Origin of the sequence: Desertibaculum subflavum (assembly GCA_003576705.1) — a bacterium.
GTDB lineage: Bacteria > Pseudomonadota > Alphaproteobacteria > Ferrovibrionales > Ferrovibrionaceae > Desertibaculum > Desertibaculum subflavum.
Genome location: QOZS01000012.1, coordinates 100,153 through 117,439 on the forward strand (window position 1 = coordinate 100,153; position 17,287 = coordinate 117,439).

General features: G+C 66.8%; 22 protein-coding genes. 13 read left to right on the top strand and 9 right to left on the bottom strand.

Translation table 11 applies throughout. The features are described from left to right. Positions 1 to 79 precede the first annotated feature (79 nt). On the top strand, positions 80 to 571 hold the full coding sequence (locus DT074_RS08465) for a GNAT family N-acetyltransferase (protein WP_119419396.1): 492 nt from the start codon (positions 80 to 82) through the stop codon (positions 569 to 571). Here the strand turns inward: DT074_RS08465 and DT074_RS08470 are convergent. Further along, positions 549 to 1,037: a PAS domain-containing protein gene (locus DT074_RS08470; protein WP_119419397.1), complete on the bottom strand. Its 489-nt coding sequence runs from the start codon at positions 1,035 to 1,037 to the stop codon at positions 549 to 551. The genes DT074_RS08465 and DT074_RS08470 overlap by 23 nt on opposite strands. A 161-nt stretch (positions 1,038 to 1,198) precedes the next feature. Between DT074_RS08470 and DT074_RS08475 the strand changes: the two genes are divergently transcribed. The 3 genes from DT074_RS08475 to DT074_RS08485 all read left to right on the top strand — a co-directional run bounded on the left by DT074_RS08475 (position 1,199) and on the right by DT074_RS08485 (position 2,773). Beyond that, a complete protein-coding gene (locus DT074_RS08475; RefSeq protein WP_119419398.1) occupies positions 1,199 to 2,098 on the top strand; it encodes an SDR family oxidoreductase in 900 nt (299 codons plus the stop codon). Between the two features lie 82 nt (positions 2,099 to 2,180). After that, positions 2,181 to 2,459, top strand: a complete 279-nt coding sequence (locus DT074_RS08480) for a type II toxin-antitoxin system RelE/ParE family toxin (protein ID WP_119419399.1) — start codon at positions 2,181 to 2,183, stop codon at positions 2,457 to 2,459. 11 nt (positions 2,460 to 2,470) lie between these two features. Then, positions 2,471 to 2,773: a HigA family addiction module antitoxin gene (locus DT074_RS08485; RefSeq protein WP_119419400.1), complete on the top strand. Its 303-nt coding sequence runs from the start codon at positions 2,471 to 2,473 to the stop codon at positions 2,771 to 2,773. Here DT074_RS08485 and DT074_RS08490 read toward each other — a convergent pair whose 3' ends face one another. After that, positions 2,774 to 3,658, bottom strand: coding sequence for a DMT family transporter (locus DT074_RS08490; protein ID WP_162914732.1), 885 nt, complete (start codon positions 3,656 to 3,658; stop codon positions 2,774 to 2,776). Positions 3,659 to 3,985: 327 nt separating this feature from the next. Between DT074_RS08490 and DT074_RS08495 the strand changes: the two genes are divergently transcribed. From DT074_RS08495 to DT074_RS28465, 5 genes are all read left to right on the top strand, one after another. Then, on the top strand, positions 3,986 to 5,608 hold the full coding sequence (locus DT074_RS08495) for an ABC transporter substrate-binding protein (protein ID WP_119419402.1): 1,623 nt from the start codon (positions 3,986 to 3,988) through the stop codon (positions 5,606 to 5,608). 92 nt (positions 5,609 to 5,700) lie between these two features. Further along, positions 5,701 to 6,651, top strand: coding sequence for an ABC transporter permease (locus tag DT074_RS08500; protein ID WP_119419403.1), 951 nt, complete (start codon positions 5,701 to 5,703; stop codon positions 6,649 to 6,651). 12 nt (positions 6,652 to 6,663) lie between these two features. Then, complete coding sequence (locus tag DT074_RS08505; RefSeq protein WP_119419404.1) at positions 6,664 to 7,623, top strand: ABC transporter permease; 960 nt, start codon at positions 6,664 to 6,666, stop codon at positions 7,621 to 7,623. A gap of 149 nt (positions 7,624 to 7,772) precedes the next feature. Beyond that, positions 7,773 to 8,630, top strand: a complete 858-nt coding sequence (locus DT074_RS08510; RefSeq protein WP_162914733.1) for a hypothetical protein — start codon at positions 7,773 to 7,775, stop codon at positions 8,628 to 8,630. Positions 8,631 to 8,725: 95 nt separating this feature from the next. Next, on the top strand, positions 8,726 to 8,848 hold the full coding sequence (locus DT074_RS28465; RefSeq protein ID WP_368744542.1) for a hypothetical protein: 123 nt from the start codon (positions 8,726 to 8,728) through the stop codon (positions 8,846 to 8,848). Between the two features lie 49 nt (positions 8,849 to 8,897). Here DT074_RS28465 and DT074_RS08515 read toward each other — a convergent pair whose 3' ends face one another. The 7 genes from DT074_RS08515 to DT074_RS08545 form a co-directional block, all read right to left on the bottom strand. Next, complete coding sequence (locus DT074_RS08515) at positions 8,898 to 9,908, bottom strand: ABC transporter ATP-binding protein (protein ID WP_119419406.1); 1,011 nt, start codon at positions 9,906 to 9,908, stop codon at positions 8,898 to 8,900. Between the two features lie 3 nt (positions 9,909 to 9,911). After that, entirely contained in the window at positions 9,912 to 10,886 is a 975-nt protein-coding gene (locus DT074_RS08520; protein WP_119419420.1) for an ABC transporter ATP-binding protein, read from the bottom strand. Positions 10,887 to 11,093: 207 nt separating this feature from the next. Then, positions 11,094 to 11,621, bottom strand: coding sequence for a TetR/AcrR family transcriptional regulator (locus DT074_RS08525; protein WP_119419407.1), 528 nt, complete (start codon positions 11,619 to 11,621; stop codon positions 11,094 to 11,096). A gap of 63 nt (positions 11,622 to 11,684) precedes the next feature. Further along, on the bottom strand, positions 11,685 to 12,008 hold the full coding sequence (locus tag DT074_RS08530) for a TM2 domain-containing protein (RefSeq protein ID WP_119419408.1): 324 nt from the start codon (positions 12,006 to 12,008) through the stop codon (positions 11,685 to 11,687). A 43-nt stretch (positions 12,009 to 12,051) separates the two neighbouring features. Further along, a complete protein-coding gene (locus DT074_RS08535; protein ID WP_119419409.1) occupies positions 12,052 to 12,516 on the bottom strand; it encodes a nuclear transport factor 2 family protein in 465 nt (154 codons plus the stop codon). 18 nt (positions 12,517 to 12,534) lie between these two features. Next, positions 12,535 to 13,359: a helix-turn-helix domain-containing protein gene (locus tag DT074_RS08540; protein ID WP_119419410.1), complete on the bottom strand. Its 825-nt coding sequence runs from the start codon at positions 13,357 to 13,359 to the stop codon at positions 12,535 to 12,537. Positions 13,360 to 13,444: 85 nt separating this feature from the next. Next, entirely contained in the window at positions 13,445 to 14,059 is a 615-nt protein-coding gene (locus DT074_RS08545; RefSeq protein WP_119419421.1) for a LysE family translocator, read from the bottom strand. A gap of 217 nt (positions 14,060 to 14,276) precedes the next feature. On the opposite strand from DT074_RS08545, the gene rimP reads away from it, so the two are divergent. The 4 genes from rimP to DT074_RS08565 form a co-directional block, all read left to right on the top strand. Then, positions 14,277 to 14,789 carry a ribosome maturation factor RimP gene (gene rimP / locus DT074_RS08550; protein WP_119419411.1) on the top strand — a complete coding sequence of 171 codons (513 nt, stop codon included), beginning with the start codon at positions 14,277 to 14,279 and terminating at the stop codon, positions 14,787 to 14,789. Continuing rightward, positions 14,789 to 16,387: a transcription termination factor NusA gene (nusA, locus tag DT074_RS08555; RefSeq protein ID WP_119419422.1), complete on the top strand. Its 1,599-nt coding sequence runs from the start codon at positions 14,789 to 14,791 to the stop codon at positions 16,385 to 16,387. The genes rimP and nusA overlap by 1 nt, the downstream gene beginning before the upstream one ends. Positions 16,388 to 16,412: 25 nt before the next feature. Then, a complete protein-coding gene (locus tag DT074_RS08560) occupies positions 16,413 to 17,027 on the top strand; it encodes an RNA-binding protein (protein WP_368744546.1) in 615 nt (204 codons plus the stop codon). Further along, the coding region (locus DT074_RS08565) for a translation initiation factor IF-2 associated domain-containing protein (protein ID WP_162914735.1) at positions 17,024 to 17,287 on the top strand (264 nt) is incomplete at its 3' end. The genes DT074_RS08560 and DT074_RS08565, both read left to right, overlap by 4 nt.

Here is a 17,287-nt window from a genome sequence, read left to right on the forward strand (position 1 = left end):
CGGCCGCCGGGGTTCGCGCCGCCGGGCGATCGCGGCATGATGGCGGCGAGACCCGAATCGTGCCCGGATCAGGCTGCCGATGAGCGAAGTACGCGAAGCACCGCGGCGGGCCGCCGCCAATGTTACGGTCGAGACGCCGCTGCAGGCGCCGGTCGAGCGGCTGATCTCGATGTCGGACGCCTATGCGCAGAGCCTCTATCCGGCCGAGAGCAACCACCTGGTCGACTTCGCCGCCCTGGTGCAGCCGCATGTCCGCTTCTTCGTCGCCCGGCGCGATGGGCAGGTGGTCGGCTGCGGCGCGCTGCTGCTCGACGAAAGCGGCCGCGAGGGCGAGCTGAAGCGCATGTTCGTCGACCCCTTGGCGCGCGGCCTGAAGGTCGGGCGCGAGCTGCTGCAGGCCATGGAGGCGCATGCCCGCGGCATCGGCGTACGCGTGCTTCGCCTCGAGACCGGCATCCGCCAGCCGGCGGCGATCGCGCTCTACGAGAGCGCCGGCTTCCGCCGCCGCCCCGCCTTCCCGCCCTATCGGCCGGACCCGCTCAGCCTGTTCATGGAGAAATGGCTGGCGTGACGCCGGCGGGCGGTTCGGTCAGCTGTTCCAGCACGGCGCCGCCGAATAGCTTGTCGACCGTGACGCCATCGCTCGAGAGCGGCAGGACCAGACGCTCGTAGCGCAGCGGCCGGCCGTCCTGCTTGACGAAGTCGCGCCGCACCAGGCCGGGGCGGCCGCTCCGCACCACGGCCTGCAGCGCCGCCAGCACCTCGGGGCCGATGCCGTTGAAATCGAGCTCGTCGGCATAGCGGCCGGTGACCTCCTCGCCATAGGCCTCGACCACATGCGTGCCGGCCAGCCGGATGCGGAAGCGCGGCGGCGTGCCGACCACATCGGCCAGCACGACAAAGGGCAGCAGGTCGCGGATCTCCGCCGGGTCGATGGCGGTGCGCGACGGCGCGAAGGCGCCGCCGCGCTTCGCCTGCCAATAGGCATAGAGCCGGTGCAGGGCCGCGTGGCGGGGCCTCGGCTCGCTCTCGTCCATGAGGGTAGGTTCCGCAGGCTTCGGGTCCGGGCCATCCTCGACCCCTTGGCCGACAGAACCTTGATCGGCGTCAATCGCGCATGCGCGGACGAGTTGACGAGTCGGCGCCGGCGCCGCTCTGATGCGGCGGTCAGAAAGTCCGAATCCTGGGGAGAAGTCGTATGCTGAGATTGTGCGAAGGCCGGGTCTGCATCGTCACCGGCGCCGGCCGCGGCGTGGGCCGCGAACATGCCAAGCTGCTCGCCGAGCACGGCGCCAAGGTGGTGGTGAACGATCTCGGCGGCAATACCGACGGCACCGGCAAGGACCCCTCCGCCGCCGAGCAGGTGGTGGCCGAGATCAAGGCCGCCGGCGGCGAAGCGGTGGTCGACGGCAACGATGTCAGCGACTGGAACGGCGCCAAGGCGATGATCGACCGCGCCATCTCGGCCTTCGGCCGGCTCGACGTGCTGATCAACAATGCCGGCATCCTGCGCGACCGCATGCTGGTCAACATGTCGGAAGAGGAATGGGACGCGGTGATCAAGGTGCATCTGAAGGGCACCTTCGCGCCGGCCCGCCACGCCGCCGCCTATTGGCGCGACCAGGCGAAGCAGAATGGCGGCCGGGTCGACGCGCGGCTGATTAACACCACCTCGGTCTCCGGCATCTACGGCAATGTCGGGCAGTCCAATTACGGCGCGGCCAAGGCCGGCATCGCCTCGTTTACGGTGATCGCGGCGCGCGAGCTACGCCGCTACGGCATCACCGTCAACGCCATCTCGCCCTCGGCCTATACGCGGATGACCGCCGACCTGCGCAGCTATACCGAGGAGGAGATCGCGCGGCGCGATCCCAAATGGGTGGCGCCGATCGGCGTGTGGCTGGCGAGCGAGGAATCGAAGGACATCACCGGCCGCGTGTTCCAGGCCGGCAGCGGCATCATCGCGGTCGCCGAGGGCTGGCACAAAGGCCCGACCGTCGACCAGATCGCCGACCCGACCAAGCTCGGCCCCATCGTCACCGACATGGTCGCCAAGGCGCGGAAGAATGCGGGGATGAACGGACTGGATCTGGATTGATGGGAGCCGCTCGCTCCAGCCCGTCCGGGCGGCACGAATACGACTTTCCCGAGTACCGGGATCCGGTATAATAGCCGTCCGGATGATAAGATCTTTCGGCGATAGGCGAACTGAAGCTTTGTTTCGCGACGAGATCGTGCGCGACTTTCAGGGAATAGCCCGAGCGGCGAAGCGCAAGCTCGAGGCTGTCCACGCCGCTCATCGCCTGGAGGACCTGCGCGTGCCGCCCGCGAACCGTTTGGAGAAGCTGCGCGGCGACTTGAAGGAGTACCATTCGATCCGCGTCAACGATCAATGGCGCGTGATCTTTCGCTGGCAGGATGGCGACGCCCATGGCGTCCGAATTGTCGACTACCACTGAGGGACACAGTGATGGCCCGCAATGAGTTTGCCCCCGTGACCCCGGGGGAGATGCTGAAGGAAGAGTTCCTGGCTGGGTTCGATATCAGCCAGAATGCACTGGCGCATGCGATCGGAACCTCGCCCAATCGCATCTCGGATATCGTGCATAACCGGCGGCGCATCACCGCGGATACGGCGTTGCGCCTGAGCCTGTTCTTCGGCAACAGCCCTGAATTCTGGATGAACTTGCAGACCAACTACGATCTGAAAGTCGCCCGACGCGGGCTGAAGCCTGCCGAAATCGCCCGTATCACGGCGAAGCGGGCCGCCTGATCACCGCGCCTCCCGCCGCGAGAACCACGCCACGCTGACAAATATCACCGTGGCGCCGATGAAGGTCCAGATGTCGGGGCGCTGGGCGAACAGGAAATAGCCGAAGATGGTGTTCCAGATCAGGGTCAGGAAACCGACCGGCTGCAGCGCGGTGATGTCGGCGATCTGGTAGCCGCGCTGCATGGCGAGATGGCCGAGCGTGCCGAGCAGGCCGGCGGCGACGAACCAGGCGAGGTCCAGGAGGCTCGGCTGCATCCAGTTCAGCGCCGCGGCCGGCAGGCAGAACAGGGTGATCCACACGTTCTGCCAGAACACGATGGTGCCGGCGCCGTCGCGCCGGGCGAGCTGCTTGGCGATCAGGTTCGAGGTGGCGAAGACCGGCACGGAGGCCAGGATCGCCAAGGTGTGGACCGAGAGTTCCTGGAAGCCCGGCCGCACGATGATCATGGCGCCGGTGAAGCCCGCCGCCACGCCGAGCCAGCGGGTGAGGCCAACCCGCTCGCCGAGGAAGAGGGCAGCGCCGAGCGTCACGAAGATCGGGCCGGTGAAGCCGAGCGCGGTGATGTCGGCCAGGGTCACGTGCGGCAGGGCGACGAACCAGAGCACGATGCCGCCGGCATGCAGGAAGCCGCGCAGCGCGTGCAGGCCGAGCTGCTGCGTCGCCACCGGATAGCTCCGCCCCATCGGCCGGAGCGCGATCACCAGCACCAGCCCGAATCCGTAGCGCAGAAAGGCCATCACCCAGGGATTGAGGTGCTGCGCCGGGTAGAGCGTCGCGACGTTCAGCCCGGCGAACAGGATGCCGGAGAATCCGACCCAGAAGATGCCGCGCAGGTTGCCGGGCTGGCGGGCGAGCCAGCCGCGGAGAAGCTTGAACCTGTGCACGACGCGGCGCCCCCTGCCCGAACCGAGGCGAGCATAGCGCCGCGCCGACGGCGCGGCAGGGCGCGCGACGCAGAACCGGTATTCAAATGGCGCGCAAGTGCGACAAGAATGCTGACACATTCCATCCGCGCGCTGATTTCGCGCCAGCCCGGTTGAACAATCGCGCCGCGTCATGGCACAGTCGCCCGCAGCGGCCAGGGCGGCGTGCATTCCGCCTGGACAGGCCGTCTTCATCACCCGCGTAACCACCCATGGAGGGCAGTATCGAGTAACGGCAATTCGACATAGCCGCATTCGGACCGAACCAAAAAACGGGAGGCTTCTCAGATGTCCGATCATGCTGGAGACAACGGCCGCCGGCTCACCCGACGTGAGATTCTGGCTGCCAGTACCGCGCTCGCCGTGTCGGGCGCCGTTGGGATTCCCTCATCCGCCGGCGCGGCCAAGCGCCATCCGAAGCGCGGTGGCACCCTGCGGTTCGGCACCCGCGACGATTCCGTCGGCCTCGATACCCATCGCAACTTCATCTACTTCGTCTCGCATCCGCTCGCCGGCATGACCGGCGGCCTGCTCGACTTCGACGGCGAGATGGAGCCGGTGCCGGCGGTCGCCAGCGAATGGGATGCCTCGCAGGACATGAAGACCTGGACCTTCAAGCTGCGCAAAGGCCTGGAATTCCATAACGGCGAGACGATCGACGCCGCCGCGGTGAAATGGAATTACGAGCGGATCCTCGACCCGAAGATCGGCCATTCCTTCACCCGCTCGGCGCTGAGCGACGTGGAACGCATCACGGTGGACGACAAGCACACCGTGCGCATCCACCTGAAATCGCCGAGCGCCGCCTTCGACACCAATGTCGTCTACTACCCGGTCAACCTGCTGGCGCCGGGCGCGGTGGACAAGGTGGACACACATCCGATGGGCTGCGGGCCGTTCAAGTTCAAGTCGTGGAAGCGGAACGACACGACCGAGCTGGTCCGGTTCGAGAACTTCTGGGGCACCGACGCGGAAGGCAATTCGCTGCCCTATCTCGACGCGCTGATCGGCAAGCCGCGCAAGGAAGACCGGGTGCGGCTGACCGCGCTGCGCACCGGCGAGGTCGACCTGATCGACAACATCGCCTATGCCGATGTGGACAACTTCATCAAGGAGAACGGCGCCAACTACAACACCTGGGAAGTGCCGCAGGTCGGCACCGCCTTCGTCGCCTTCAACCTGAAGAACGGACCGTTCTCGCACAAGGACAACAAGGACGCCCACATGCTCCGCACCGCGGCGGCGCATGCGATCGACCATGAGGGCATCCACCAGGCCGTGTTCCACGGCCAGGGCCAGATCGCCAAGGGCTTCTACAGCAAGTCGAGCCCCTGGCACGGCGAGAGCATCAAGTCCTGGCCGCAATACGACCCCGACAAGGCCCGGTCGATGCTGAAGAAGGCGAATGGCGGCGACGCCAAGCTGCTGATCATCGCCAACGACAGCTTCCCCTACATGCAGCAGACCGGCGAGCTGGTGCACGCCATGCTGCAGGAAGCCGGCTTCAACGTCGTGTTCGAGATCCACCCGACGCCGGTGATCCAGGACAAGTACAACAAGGGCGCATTCGACATCGATTCCTCGGCCAACAGCTATCGCATCGATCCGGATGGCTGGTACGGCCGCTCTATCCTGTCGACCGCGCCGGAGACCAAGCGCCGGCACGGCTATGTCAACGAGAAGGTTGACCAGCTGATCCTCGCCGCCAAGGTCGAGCGCGACAAGAAGAAGCGGCGACAGATGTATGCCGATGTCGATTCGCTGGTGAACCACGACCTGCCGCTGATCTACACGCATTTCGTGCCGCTGCGGCAGGCCGGCACCAAGAAGGTGCATGGCTATCACCCCGCCTTCACCGGCCCGTTCCAGTATGCCGGCGGCGGGCTCCGAACGGCGTGGATGGAAGGCTAGAGGCAGCGCGCCGAAGGCAAAGCTGACAAGCCCGCCGTGCCCGATGAGCGAGGGCGCGGCGGGCGAACTCCTTCCTCGAAGGGTCGCCGTCCATGCTGGCTTACATCATCCGCCGCATCGCGCATCTGGTGCCGGTGCTGTTCGTGCTCACGGTGTCGGTTTTCGTCTTCGTCGAGATGCTGCCGGGGAACATCGTCGACACGCTGATCGGCACCGAGGGCAACGACGATCCGGAAATCCGCAAGGCGCTGGAGCAGGAATACGGTCTCGACCAGCCGGTCCATATCCGCTACGCGAAATGGCTCGGCCGCGTCGTGCAGGGCGATTTCGGCATCTCGCTGGTGACACGGCGCCCGGTGACGCTCGAGCTGATGACGGGAATCCCGGCGACCGTCTACCTCGCGGCGGTCGGCATCGGCGTCTCCATGCTGATCGCCGTGCCGCTCGGCACTATCGCCGCCGTGCGCCGCAACACTCCGGTCGACTACACCGCGCAGGTCACCTCGCTCGCCGGCATCTCGATCCCGGAATTCTGGTTCGCCATCCTCTGCGTGCTGCTGTTCTCGCTCTATCTCGGCTGGCTGCCCTCGTCCGGCTATGTCAGTCCCTTCGTCGATCTCAAGGCGAGCCTGACCTATCTGATCCTGCCGGCGGTGGCGATCGGCTTCCGCCAAGCCGCCTTCACCACGCGTCTCACCCGCTCCAGCATGCTGGATGAGATGAACAAGGAATATGTCGACACCGCACGCTCGCTCGGCTTCCGCGAGCGCAAGGTGATCTTCAAGTACACCTTGCGCAACGCGATGATCCCGACTTTGACGATCAGCGGTCTGCAGCTTGCCAACCTGCTCGGCGGCACCGTGGTGCTGGAGACCATCTTCGCCTGGCCCGGCATCGGCCGCGCCATCTACGAGGCGATCCTGCAGCGCGACTATCCGCTGGTGCAGGCCGGCGTGCTGGTGCTCGGCGTCATCGTGGTGGTGACCAACCTGCTGGTCGACCTGGCCTACCGCCTGCTCAACCCGCGCGTCGCGCTGGCCTGAAGGAGAGACGCGATGACCGATCTCGACATCGGCAAGGGCACGGTCGGCGGCGCCATCGGCATCCCCGCGGGACGCGCCGTGCCGCGTCCGCCGCGCATGGGCCGGATGCGCGCGCTGATCGCCAACGCCTGGTACGAGCTGCGCAAGAGCAAGACAGCGTTGGCCGGCCTCGTCATGCTGGCGCTGCTGTTCGGCGCCTGTATCGCGACGCCGGTGATCGCAACCCACGACCCGATCAAGCAGAGCTATCGCGAGCGCCTCGCACCACCCAGCGAGAAGCACTATCTCGGCACCGACAGGCTCGGGCGCGACATCTATTCGCGCCTTCTGTGGGGCGGCCGGCGGCTCGTCACCATCGCCGTTCTGGCCGTCACCTTCGGGCTCGCGATCGGCATTCCCTACGGCGTGCTGTCGGGCTATTTCGGCGGCAAGACCGATGCCGTCGCCATGCGCTTCGTCGACGGCCTGCTGGCGTTTCCGGGCCTGCTGCTCTACCTGCTGGTGGTGACGCTGGCCCGGGAATGGAAGCTAGAGGGCATCTACAACGACCTGATCCTGATCTTCGCGCTCGGCTTCGCCTTCATGCCGGAAGTGGCCCGGCTCGCCCGCGGCTCGGTGCTGGCGGAGAAGCAGAAGGAATATGTCGAGGCGTCGCGCGCCATCGGCGACGGCCATTTCAGCATCGCGCTGAAGCAGATCCTGCCCAACATCGTCTCGCCGCTGATCGTCAATGCGACGGTCCGGCTCGGCTATGTCATCCTGATCATCGCAGCGCTCTCCTTCCTCGGCCTCGGCACGCCGCCGCCGACGCCCGACTGGGGCTCCGATCTCTCCGCCGCGCGCGACTTCATGGAGACGGCGCCGCTGATCGCCGTCTTCCCCGGCCTCGCCATCTGCTACACGGTGCTGGCCTTCAACCTGTTCGGCGACGGCCTGCGCGACATCCTCGATCCGCGCATTGCGGAGCGATGATCGTGTTCCCCTCTGCCGCACCGCGGGAGAGGGGTTGGGGGTGAGGGATTCCTCATGGGAGGCCCCTCCTTCGGATCGAGAAAATGTAGTTGGCTACTCTGACTCGAAGCTTCAACCTCTTCGCGAGGGTGTTCGAGGGGGGGCGAAGAATGCGTCTGATCCGACTGGCCAGCATGCTGCTTGTGCTTTCCGGAGGATCAGCAATTTCGCAGACGGTCCCGCAGACATCGATCATCTCTCAGAAGAACACCGAACCGGCCCGAGCAAGCGACCGCCCCATTCAAGAGGGAGCGAATTCAAGGGCTATCTTGCCCGATGATTTAGCCAATCCTGTCCCAGAAACGGAGCCGCCAGGCGCGCAAAGCGCACGAGGGAGCGACCCGGAGGGCAGTGAGTACTGGCCCGCCGTCTGGGGCATGCGCATAAAAATAACGGACAGCCTCTTAGTTCTCTTCACACTCCTTCTTTTTGTCGCGACGGCTGGCCTGATCGCTACGGGATGGATTCAGGCTCGTCGGCTTCGGGATACCGTCATCGAAATGAGACGGGAGTTTGTCTCCACCCATCGTCCCAAACTCCGCGTTCGCAAAGTCATTTTGCATCCGCTCGCCATCAACGAGCCGATCAAGATTCAATGCGAGATCGCAAACGTCGGCGATACCGAAGCGATGTTCCTAAGGGCGGAAATCAGCATCGTGGTTGAAAAATCTCCATCCCATGGACTCTATCCAACCATGCCAGAGGCGCCCTACATGGGCGCCGGGTCTTATGCCGAGCCGCGCACAATTCGCGCTGGCGGCCATTTGCTAGTCGCCTTCACGACGAGCCTCTCCTATCTGGCCGAGCCCCGGTTCGCCCGCAAAGGAATGACAATTCGCGGCGCCGTCCGCTACAAAGATGCGCACGGGGTAGAGCGGCAAACAGAGTTCGAACGAGTGAACGTTCGGGGCACGAACCGATTTGCTAGAGAAGATATGCCTGATCCCGACTATGAATTCGAAGACTAAGAACCCGGCTGTCGCATAGCGGGCGTTCTGACATTCATTCATCGTCGCGGGCGGCAAGAATGGCATCGTTTAGTTGAACCGGCGCGCGCGACTTCATGGAGACGGCGCCGCTGATCGCCGCCTTCCCGGGGCTCGCCATCTTCTCCACGGTGCTGGCCTTCAACCTGTTCGGCGACGACTTGCGCGACATCCTCGATCCGCGGCTGGCGGAGCGGTGATCGTGCTCCCCTCTTCCGCACCGCGGGAGAGGGGTCGGGGGAGATGGCTTCAGATGTTGTGGCAGGCGACCTGTCTTCCGTCGCCGGTGTCGCGCAGCGGCGGTGCGCTCTCGCTGCAGACCTTGCTTTCGAGCGGACAGCGGCCGCACAGGCGGCAGCCGGGCGGCGGGTCGACCGGGCTGGTCACCTCGCCCTTGAGCGTGAGTTCCGGCGGCGGCTTGTCCGGATCGGCCTCCGGCACCGCCTTGAGCAGGGCCTGGGTGTAGGGATGCAGCGGATTGGCGAACACCGTATCGGCCGGGCCGATCTCGACGATCTTGCCGACATACATGACGGCGACGCGGTCGCTGATATGGCGGATCACGCTGAGGTCGTGCGCGATGAAGAGATAGGTGAGGCCGAACTCCTCCTGCAGGTCGCGGAACAGGTTGAGGATCTGCGCCTGGATCGAGACGTCGAGCGCGGAGACCGGCTCGTCGCCGATGACGAGCTCCGGATTCACCGCGAGCGCACGGGCGATGGCGATGCGCTGGCGCTGGCCGCCGGAGAATTCATGCGGATAGCGGTCGATATGCTCGAGGCCGAGGCCGACGCGGGCGAGCAGCTCCAGCACGCGCTCGCGTCGCTCCGCATAGGAGCTCGCGATGCCGTGCAGCTGCATCGGCCGGCCGAGGATGTGCATGATCGTCTTGCGCGGGTTGAGCGAGCTGTAGGGATCCTGGAACACGAGCTGAACCTCGGACCGCATGCGCTTCATGCGCGCTTCCGAGAAGCCGAGCACCTTCTCGCCCTTCAGCCGCACCTCGCCGGCGGTCGGCTCGACCAGCCGCGTGATCAGCCGCGCGGTGGTGGACTTGCCGCAGCCCGATTCGCCGACGAGCCCCAGCGTCTCGCCGCGGCGGATCGCGAAATCGATGCCGTCGACCGCCTTGAGGTACTGCGTCTTCTGCCCGGCCAGCTTGGAATAGATGTCGCCGTGCAGCCGGTAATGCTTGGCGAGCCCGCTCACTTCGAGCAGTGGCCCGGTGGCGTCCTTGGCGGTATCGACCGCGGCATCCATGCGTCAGTTCCGTCCGTGCAGGTGGCAGGCGGCGTAGTGGCCCGGCGCCACTTCGCGGAACTCGGGCATCTCGCGCCGGCAGATCTCCATGGCCTGGGCGCAGCGCGGATGGAATTTGCAGCCCGCCGGCGGCGACATCATGCTGCAGACCGAGCCCTGGATCGGCGTCAGGTGCTTGGAGCGGGTGTCGAGCCTGGGGATCGAGTTGAGCAGGCCGATCGTGTAGGGGTGCTGCGGGTTGCGGAACAGCTCCTTGCGCGGACCGAGCTCCACCAGATGTGAGGCATACATCACCCCGATCGTGTCGCAGGCATGCGCCACGACGCCGAGATTGTGGGTGATGAAGATCAGCGACATGTCGAATTTCTCGATCATGCGGGTGATCAGCTCGAGGATGGTCGCCTGGATGGTGACGTCGAGCGCGGTGGTCGGCTCGTCGGCGATCAGGAAGCTCGGATTGCAGGAGAGCGCCATGGCCAGCATGACGCGCTGGCGCATGCCGCCGGAAAATTCGTGCACATAGTTGTCGATGCGGTCGCGCGGCGCCGGGATGCCGACCAGCGACAGCAGCTCGATCGTGCGCTCGCGCGCCTCCGCCTTGCCGAGGCCGAGATTCGTGCGTACCGCGTCGCCGATCTGGGTGCCGACCTTGTAGACCGGGTTGAGCGCGCTCATCGGCTCCTGGAACACCATGGCGATGCGCTTGCCGCGCAGGCTGCGCATCTCCTCGTCCGGCAGATCGAGCAGGTTCCTGCCCTCGAAGCGGATCTGCCCGCGGCTGATCTCGCCCGGCGGCGTCGGGATCAGGCGCATGATCGCGCGCGCCGTGACCGATTTGCCGGAGCCGCTTTCCCCGACCAGGCCGAAGGTCTCACGCCGATGCACGGCGAAGGAAACGCCGTCCACGGCGTTCAGCTCGCCGCGCTTCAGCTTGAAGCGCACGGACAAGTCATCGAGCGCCAGTACCGGTTCGGTCATGGTGCCTCGCTTCAGCTCGGTTTTCATCTCGCCGCCCGCGGCACTCCCATGCCCGGCCGGCTCGTCGTGGATCGCCTTGTTCTTTTGGCGACCGCACTCCCTGTGACCGCGAGGTTAGCGCGGGCGTCGAAAGCCGCGCAATGAAGAAGCGCTATTCATACGTGATCAGTCTGGCGCGATCAGTCTGGCGCGATCAGTCTGGCGCGATCAGTCTGGCGCGATGAGTGTGGCGCCGAGGCTGTGGATCATGCGCTCAGCAACCCGCTGCGGCGGCCAGCCCGCCTCCATCACCAGCGCGCGCCACGTCGCCGGCGAGAGCTGCGCGGCGATCCAGGCGCTCGCCTCCTCCGCACTCCAGCCGGGCGCAAGGCGGCCTTCGCCGGCGAGGCGATCGACGATGCGGCGCAGCGTCGGCGACGCACCGGCATGCGGGTCGGCCAAGGCGACGGCTTCCGGCATGTAGCGCATCCAGGCGACGACATAGGCGGCGAGCGCCTGTGGCGCGGGGCGCAGTCCCGCCGCCTGGCGCAGCGCCACCGCGCGCGGCGAGGTGCGCTCGAGTTCGGCGCGCAGCGCGGCGAGCAGCCCGGCCCGGCCGCCGAAATAGATGTGGATCGATTGCCGCGTCAGCCCGGCTTCGGCCGCGACTTCCGGAAGGGTCACGCTTTCAGGCCCCCCGGCGCGGAACAGCCGCAGCCCCGCCTCGAGAATCCGCCTCTGTCCCGTCGTCTCCATAGCCACGGCATAACTTTACTCACGTCAATCCGGTATCACAAGCGAGATTTGACTGACGTAAACCTAAGTCAGGCGGCGGATCAGGTCCTCGTTGTAGTCGCGGGTCATGCCGGGGATCAGCATGAGGTCGATCAGCGCCCAGAGTCCGGGCAGCACCCAGAGGAAGCTGAGCAGGCCGAAGGAGAGGAAGGCCAGCGCGACGCAGACCAGCCCGAGCAGCAGCAGGATCAGGCCGGAGAAAACCCGGCCGAGATAGAAGCGGTGGATGCCGGCGAGCCCGAAGAAGATCAGGCACCACAGGCCATAGGCGATCACCGCCGAGCGCTTGCCGGCCTGAAATCGCATCATCGCCGCCGCATCGCGGCTGCCGTTCGAACGGTCTGACATGCCGGCCAGCCTAGCGGGCAAAGCCGGCGAGGTCGCGCCCCGATCAGCCCTGCCGCTCGCCCTCCACATACGACACCACGATGGTGTCGTCGGCCGGATAATTCTCCGGCGCCACCGGCGTGATCTGCGCCTGGATGCATTTCCAGCCGCCGTTCTCGAACAGATAGGTGTCGGTATAGGTGGTCATGCCGGTCACTTCCCTGCCGTCGCGGCGGGCGACGAACTTGTTGGTCGCCCGTACCAGCGCGACATCGCCGATCACGTCGATGCGCTCGTCCCGCATGTCCCAGTAGACGATGACCCTGGGGTCGAAGCCGGTGGCCCAGAATTCGAGATAGGCGGCGCGGTCCTGGTATTGCCCCTTGGAGGTGATGCAGAGGAAGCGCGCATGCAGGATGGCATCGTGGCCCGGCACGTCGTTGGTGACGTAGTTGTGGATGAAGCGCGCGTTGAGGGCGCTGAGAGCGCGCATGGTGTCCGATGGCGTCGTCCGAATGGCGGTTTGCATCGCGGTGTCCTTCGTGGCTCAGGCCGGCAAGTTGCGGATGGTCTCCTCGGTCGCGCTGTCGGCCGGGAAGAAGCTCTCGATCTTCAGTTTCTGCAGGGCGGCATCGGTCGGCATGGCGAGCGTGGTGAAGGTCGAAAAGAAGGCGAAGCGGCGCTCGCCCTTGCGCAGCTGCATCGTCATCACCGGTGCCGCGGCGGCGGGCGGCGCCGGCCGCCTCCAGCCGGCCGGCAGGTCCGGATAGGCGCCGATCTCCTCCAGCAGCTCGGCCGCCGGGCGATGGCCCTGCGCCACTTCGCGGTGCAGGATCTGGATCATGTGGCCGGCAAAGGCCGCCCAGTTGGCGATGAAGGGCCTGAGGCCCTTGGGGTGGAAGACCACGTGCACGGCATTGCCGGCCAATGCCGTCGGCATGTCGTAGGCCTGGTGGAACAGCCGGAAGACGCGCGCCGATCCCTGGTTGCGGATGCGGATGTCCCAGCGGCCGTCGACCACGATGGCGGGATAGGGCTCCTGCTGGCGCAGGATGAAGTCGAGCGCCTGCTGCACCGGCTCGAGATTGTCCGCGGCGAGGCCCCGCTCGCCATGCGGCGGCACGAAGCCGGCCGCCACATGCAGCGCGTTCTGCTCGGCGAGCGGCAGGTCGAGCGCCGTGCCGAGCAGGCGCACCATCTCGCGGCTCGGCCGCGCCCGGCCGGTTTCGAGGAAGCAAAGGTGGCGGGCGGAGATGCTGGCCTCCGCCGCGAGGCCGAGCTGGCTCAGCCGCCGCGCGCTGCGCCAGTGCCGCAGCAACCGGCTGAACGCGCCCGCCGGCTCTGCCTCGTCGTCCTGGATCTTCGCCGTCATCGGCCCATTCTGCGGGCCGGGATAAGCGAATCAATTACCTCTGACGTAAGCGATGGCCATTTCGGCGAACTTTACTGGCGTAAACCTATCGGCTGCGGCTGAGAGCCAGCCAGAGGCCGCCCCCGATCAGGCAGCCGCCGCTGAGGCGCGATACCAGCCGCACCCGCGCCCGGCTCAGCGACCGGCCGGCGCGGCCGGTCAGCACCGCATAGGCGCCGTCGGTCGCCAGCGCCATGGCCATGGCGGTAAGGCCGAGCAGCACGACCTGGGCCCGATGGTCGGCGGCGGGGTCGACGAATTGCGGGATGAAGGCGCCGAAGAAAACGAGCGCCTTGGGATTCGACAGCATCACCAGCAGGCCCTGCAGGAAGAAGCCGCCGCGGGGCCGGGGCATCGTCCCGATGGCGTCGACCTCGCCGGAGGCGCGGATCAGCTTCCAGCCGAGCCAAACGAGGTAGGCCGCGCCGGCGAGGCGCAGCCAGTCGAACCACCAGCCCATGGCCTCGATCACCGAGGCGAGGCCGACCACCAGGGTCGCCATCATCAGGCCGAGCCCGACCTGCGTACCGGCAACGTTGAGAAGGCCCGCCCGGGTGCCGTGCGTGAGGCTGTTGGCGACGATGAGGGTGACCGTCGGTCCCGGGATTGCGGTGATGGCGAAGCAGGCGACGACATAGGCGAGATAAAGCTCGATCGGCACGGGCGGCTCCTTCACAGATCCGCGCAGCATAGCGCCGGGCGGGCAATTTCCCCTTGTAATCCGGGGCCGCCTCGCCTAGATACCGCGCAACATCGCTGGCTCGGTCCGGTCGGATCGAGTGGACTGACGGAGTGGGCCAGCGGCCCACTTTTTCGTTTCCGGGCCAGGATCTCTCGCACATCCCCCGGGAAGTAAGTTCGGAGAGCGGTCGAATCACATGCTCGCGGAAGGGCGCCTCGCGTCCCTGATCGAACCCACGCTGGACGCGATGGGCTTCCGGCTGGTGCGCTTGCGCATCGGCGGCGGCGGCCGGCCGGTGCTGCAGCTGATGGCGGAGCGCGCCGACGGCTCGATGAGCATCGACGACTGTACCGAGGTGAGCCGCGCCGTCTCCGCCGTGCTGGATGTCGAGGACCCGATCGCGGGCGCCTACAACCTGGAAGTCTCCTCGCCCGGCATCGACCGGCCGCTGGTCAGGACCGACGACTTCGCGCGGCATCAGGGCTTCGTCGTGCGGATCGAGACGCGGATTCCGGTCGACGGCCGCAAGCGCTTCAAGGGCAAGCTCGGGCCGGTCGAGGGCGACAAGGTGCGGATCGACTACGAGACCAGCGACAAGGTGGGCGGCCAGGCGGCGATCCCCATCGCCGAGATCGCCGAGGCGAAGCTGGTCCTGACCGACGAACTGATTCAGGCGGCGCTGAAGCGCTCGAAAGGGAAGAACGTGTGATGGCAACCGAACCGCTCAGCCTCAACCGGCTCGAACTCCTGACCGTCGCCGACGCCGTCGCGCGCGAGAAATCGATCGACCGCGACATCGTGCTGGCCGCGATGGAAGATGCGATCCAGAAGGCCGCGCGCTCGCGCTACGGCATGGAGAACGACATCCGCGCCGAGATCGACCGCAAGACCGGCGAGACCCGCATCGCCCGCCTGCTGGAGGTGGTCGACACGGTGGAGAACGACGCGACCCAGATTGCGGTGGAAGACGCGGTGGCGCGCAACCCAGATGCGCAGGTCGGCGACTTCATCTCCGAGCCCCTGCCACCGGTCGATTTCGGCCGCATCGCCGCGCAGAGCGCCAAGCAGGTGATCGTGCAGAAGGTGCGCGAGGCCGAGCGCGACCGGCAATACGGCGAGTACAAGGATCGCATCAGCGAGATTGTCAACGGCCTGGTCAAGCGCGTCGAGTACGGCAACGTCACCGTCGATCTCGGCCGCGCCGAGGCGATCCTGCGCCGCGACGAGGTGCTGCCGCGCGAGAGCTTCCGCCAGGGCGACCGGGTGCGCGCCTATGTCTACGACGTCCGGCGCGAGCCGCGCGGCCCGCAGATCTTCATGTCGCGCACGCATCCGCAGTTCATGGCCAAGCTGTTCGCCCAGGAAGTGCCGGAGGTCTATGACGGCATCATCGAGATCAAGGCGGTGGCGCGCGATCCCGGCTCCCGCGCCAAGATCGCCGTCGTGTCGAACGACGGCTCGATCGATCCGGTCGGCGCCTGCGTCGGCATGCGAGGCTCCCGCGTGCAGGCCGTGGTGAACGAGCTGCAGGGCGAAAAGGTTGACATCATTCCCTGGTCGCCCGATCCCGCCACCTTCATCGTCAATGCGCTGGCCCCGGCGGAAGTGACCAAGGTGGTGCTGGACGAGGACGCCAACCGCGTCGAGGTGGTGGTGCCGGACGACCAGCTCTCGCTCGCCATCGGCCGGCGCGGCCAGAACGTGCGCCTCGCCTCGCAGCTGACCGGCTGGGGCATCGACATCTTCACCGAGAAGGAGGAGAGCGAGCGCCGCCAGGCCGATTTCGCCGAACGGTCGAAGCACTTCATGGACGTGCTGGGCCTCGACGAGACGACGGCGCAGCTGCTGGTCGCGGAGGGCTTCGGCTCGGTCGAGGATCTCGCCTATGTCGAGGACGACGAGATCAACGAACTCGGCGGGCTGGAGGAAGGCCGCGGTCTGGAACTGAAGCGCCGCGCCGTCGAGTTCGTCGCCGCCCGCGACGCCAAGTTCGAGGAACAGCGCCGCGCGCTCGGCGTCGAGGACGACCTGGTCGAGCTTGGTGGCCTGACCCCGGAGATGCTGGTCAAGCTCGGCGAGGCCGGGGTGAAGAGCCTCGACGACTTCGCCGACCTTGCCTCCGACGAGCTGCTCGAGATCCTGAAGGACAGCGGCCTGACCGAGGACGACGCCAACAACCTGATCATGGCCGCACGCGCCCACTGGTTCGCCGACGAGGCGCCGGCGGAAGGTGAAGGTGAAGGCGACGACGAGGCCGTGATCGAGGCCGAAGCCGAGGGAGGCGAAGGCGAGCCGGCCCGCGCGTGAGACCGGGGCGCCCGAACGGCGCTGCATCGCCACCGGCGAGACGGCGGAGCGCGCCCGGCTGGTCCGCTGCGTGGTCGGGCCGGAAGCTGCGATCGTGCCCGATATCGAGGGCAAGCTGCCCGGCCGCGGCCTGTGGGTCTGCGCGCGACGGGAGGCTGTCGAACTCGCCGTGCGAAAGGGCGCCTTCGCGCGCGCTGCAAAGCAGGCGGTCAAAGTATCGCCCGATTTGGCAGATCAAATAGAAAGGTTACTGGCCCGGCGGTGCATCAACCTTGTGGGCCTGTGCCGGCGGGCCGGGCTCGCCGTGGCGGGGTTCGTCAAGGTCGAGGAACGACTGGTCGCCGGCCGGGTGGCGGTGCTGGTGCAGGCCGCCGATGCCAGCCCGGACGGCAAGGCCAAGCTGGCGCGGCTGGCGCGCGGGATCGAGCGGGTGGAAATCCTGAGCTCGGCCGAATTGGGCTTGGCCCTGGGCCGGGAAAATGTGGTACATGCAGCCTTGTCGCCTGGTGGCTTGACCTCATCCTTCCTTGCCGAGGCTCAGCGGCTGGCCGGTTTCCGGTCGCCGCCTGAACCATTGTCGGCGGGGAATACGCATTTGTCAGGCAAGCCGTTGACGGCGAGCGGACCGGAGTTGGCATGAGCGAAGTGAACGAGTCCGAGGAAAAGAAATCCGGGCGGGTGCCGCCGCCCGCGCGTCCCGGCGCCGTCAAGAAGACGGTGGAGACCGGCCAAGTGCGCCAGAGCTTCAGCCACGGCCGGTCGAAGGCCGTCGCCGTCGAGGTGCGCAAGACGCGCAGCATCGCCCCGCCGCGCCCGCCCATCAAGGCGGCCGAGCCGGCTGCCGCGGCAAAGCCCGCGACCGCGCCTGCCGCCCGCCCCGCGGCGCCCGCACCGCGACCG

Bases quoted from the DNA above. Each gene is read 5' to 3' on its own strand.
- DT074_RS08465 (WP_119419396.1), top strand. From the start codon at position 80: ATGAGCGAAGTACGCGAAGCACCGCGGCGGGCCGCCGCCAATGTTACG.
- DT074_RS08470 (WP_119419397.1), bottom strand. From the start codon at position 1,037: ATGGACGAGAGCGAGCCGAGGCCCCGCCACGCGGCCCTGCACCGGCTC.
- DT074_RS08475 (WP_119419398.1), top strand. From the start codon at position 1,199: ATGCTGAGATTGTGCGAAGGCCGGGTCTGCATCGTCACCGGCGCCGGC.
- DT074_RS08480 (WP_119419399.1), top strand. From the start codon at position 2,181: ATGATAAGATCTTTCGGCGATAGGCGAACTGAAGCTTTGTTTCGCGAC.
- DT074_RS08485 (WP_119419400.1), top strand. From the start codon at position 2,471: ATGGCCCGCAATGAGTTTGCCCCCGTGACCCCGGGGGAGATGCTGAAG.
- DT074_RS08495 (WP_119419402.1), top strand. From the start codon at position 3,986: ATGTCCGATCATGCTGGAGACAACGGCCGCCGGCTCACCCGACGTGAG.
- DT074_RS08500 (WP_119419403.1), top strand. From the start codon at position 5,701: ATGCTGGCTTACATCATCCGCCGCATCGCGCATCTGGTGCCGGTGCTG.
- DT074_RS08505 (WP_119419404.1), top strand. From the start codon at position 6,664: ATGACCGATCTCGACATCGGCAAGGGCACGGTCGGCGGCGCCATCGGC.
- DT074_RS08510 (WP_162914733.1), top strand. From the start codon at position 7,773: ATGCGTCTGATCCGACTGGCCAGCATGCTGCTTGTGCTTTCCGGAGGA.
- DT074_RS28465 (WP_368744542.1), top strand. From the start codon at position 8,726: ATGGAGACGGCGCCGCTGATCGCCGCCTTCCCGGGGCTCGCCATCTTC.
- DT074_RS08515 (WP_119419406.1), bottom strand. From the start codon at position 9,908: ATGGATGCCGCGGTCGATACCGCCAAGGACGCCACCGGGCCACTGCTC.
- DT074_RS08520 (WP_119419420.1), bottom strand. From the start codon at position 10,886: ATGACCGAACCGGTACTGGCGCTCGATGACTTGTCCGTGCGCTTCAAG.
- DT074_RS08525 (WP_119419407.1), bottom strand. From the start codon at position 11,621: ATGGAGACGACGGGACAGAGGCGGATTCTCGAGGCGGGGCTGCGGCTG.
- DT074_RS08530 (WP_119419408.1), bottom strand. From the start codon at position 12,008: ATGTCAGACCGTTCGAACGGCAGCCGCGATGCGGCGGCGATGATGCGA.
- DT074_RS08535 (WP_119419409.1), bottom strand. From the start codon at position 12,516: ATGCAAACCGCCATTCGGACGACGCCATCGGACACCATGCGCGCTCTC.
- DT074_RS08540 (WP_119419410.1), bottom strand. From the start codon at position 13,359: ATGACGGCGAAGATCCAGGACGACGAGGCAGAGCCGGCGGGCGCGTTC.
- rimP (WP_119419411.1), top strand. From the start codon at position 14,277: ATGCTCGCGGAAGGGCGCCTCGCGTCCCTGATCGAACCCACGCTGGAC.
- nusA (WP_119419422.1), top strand. From the start codon at position 14,789: ATGGCAACCGAACCGCTCAGCCTCAACCGGCTCGAACTCCTGACCGTC.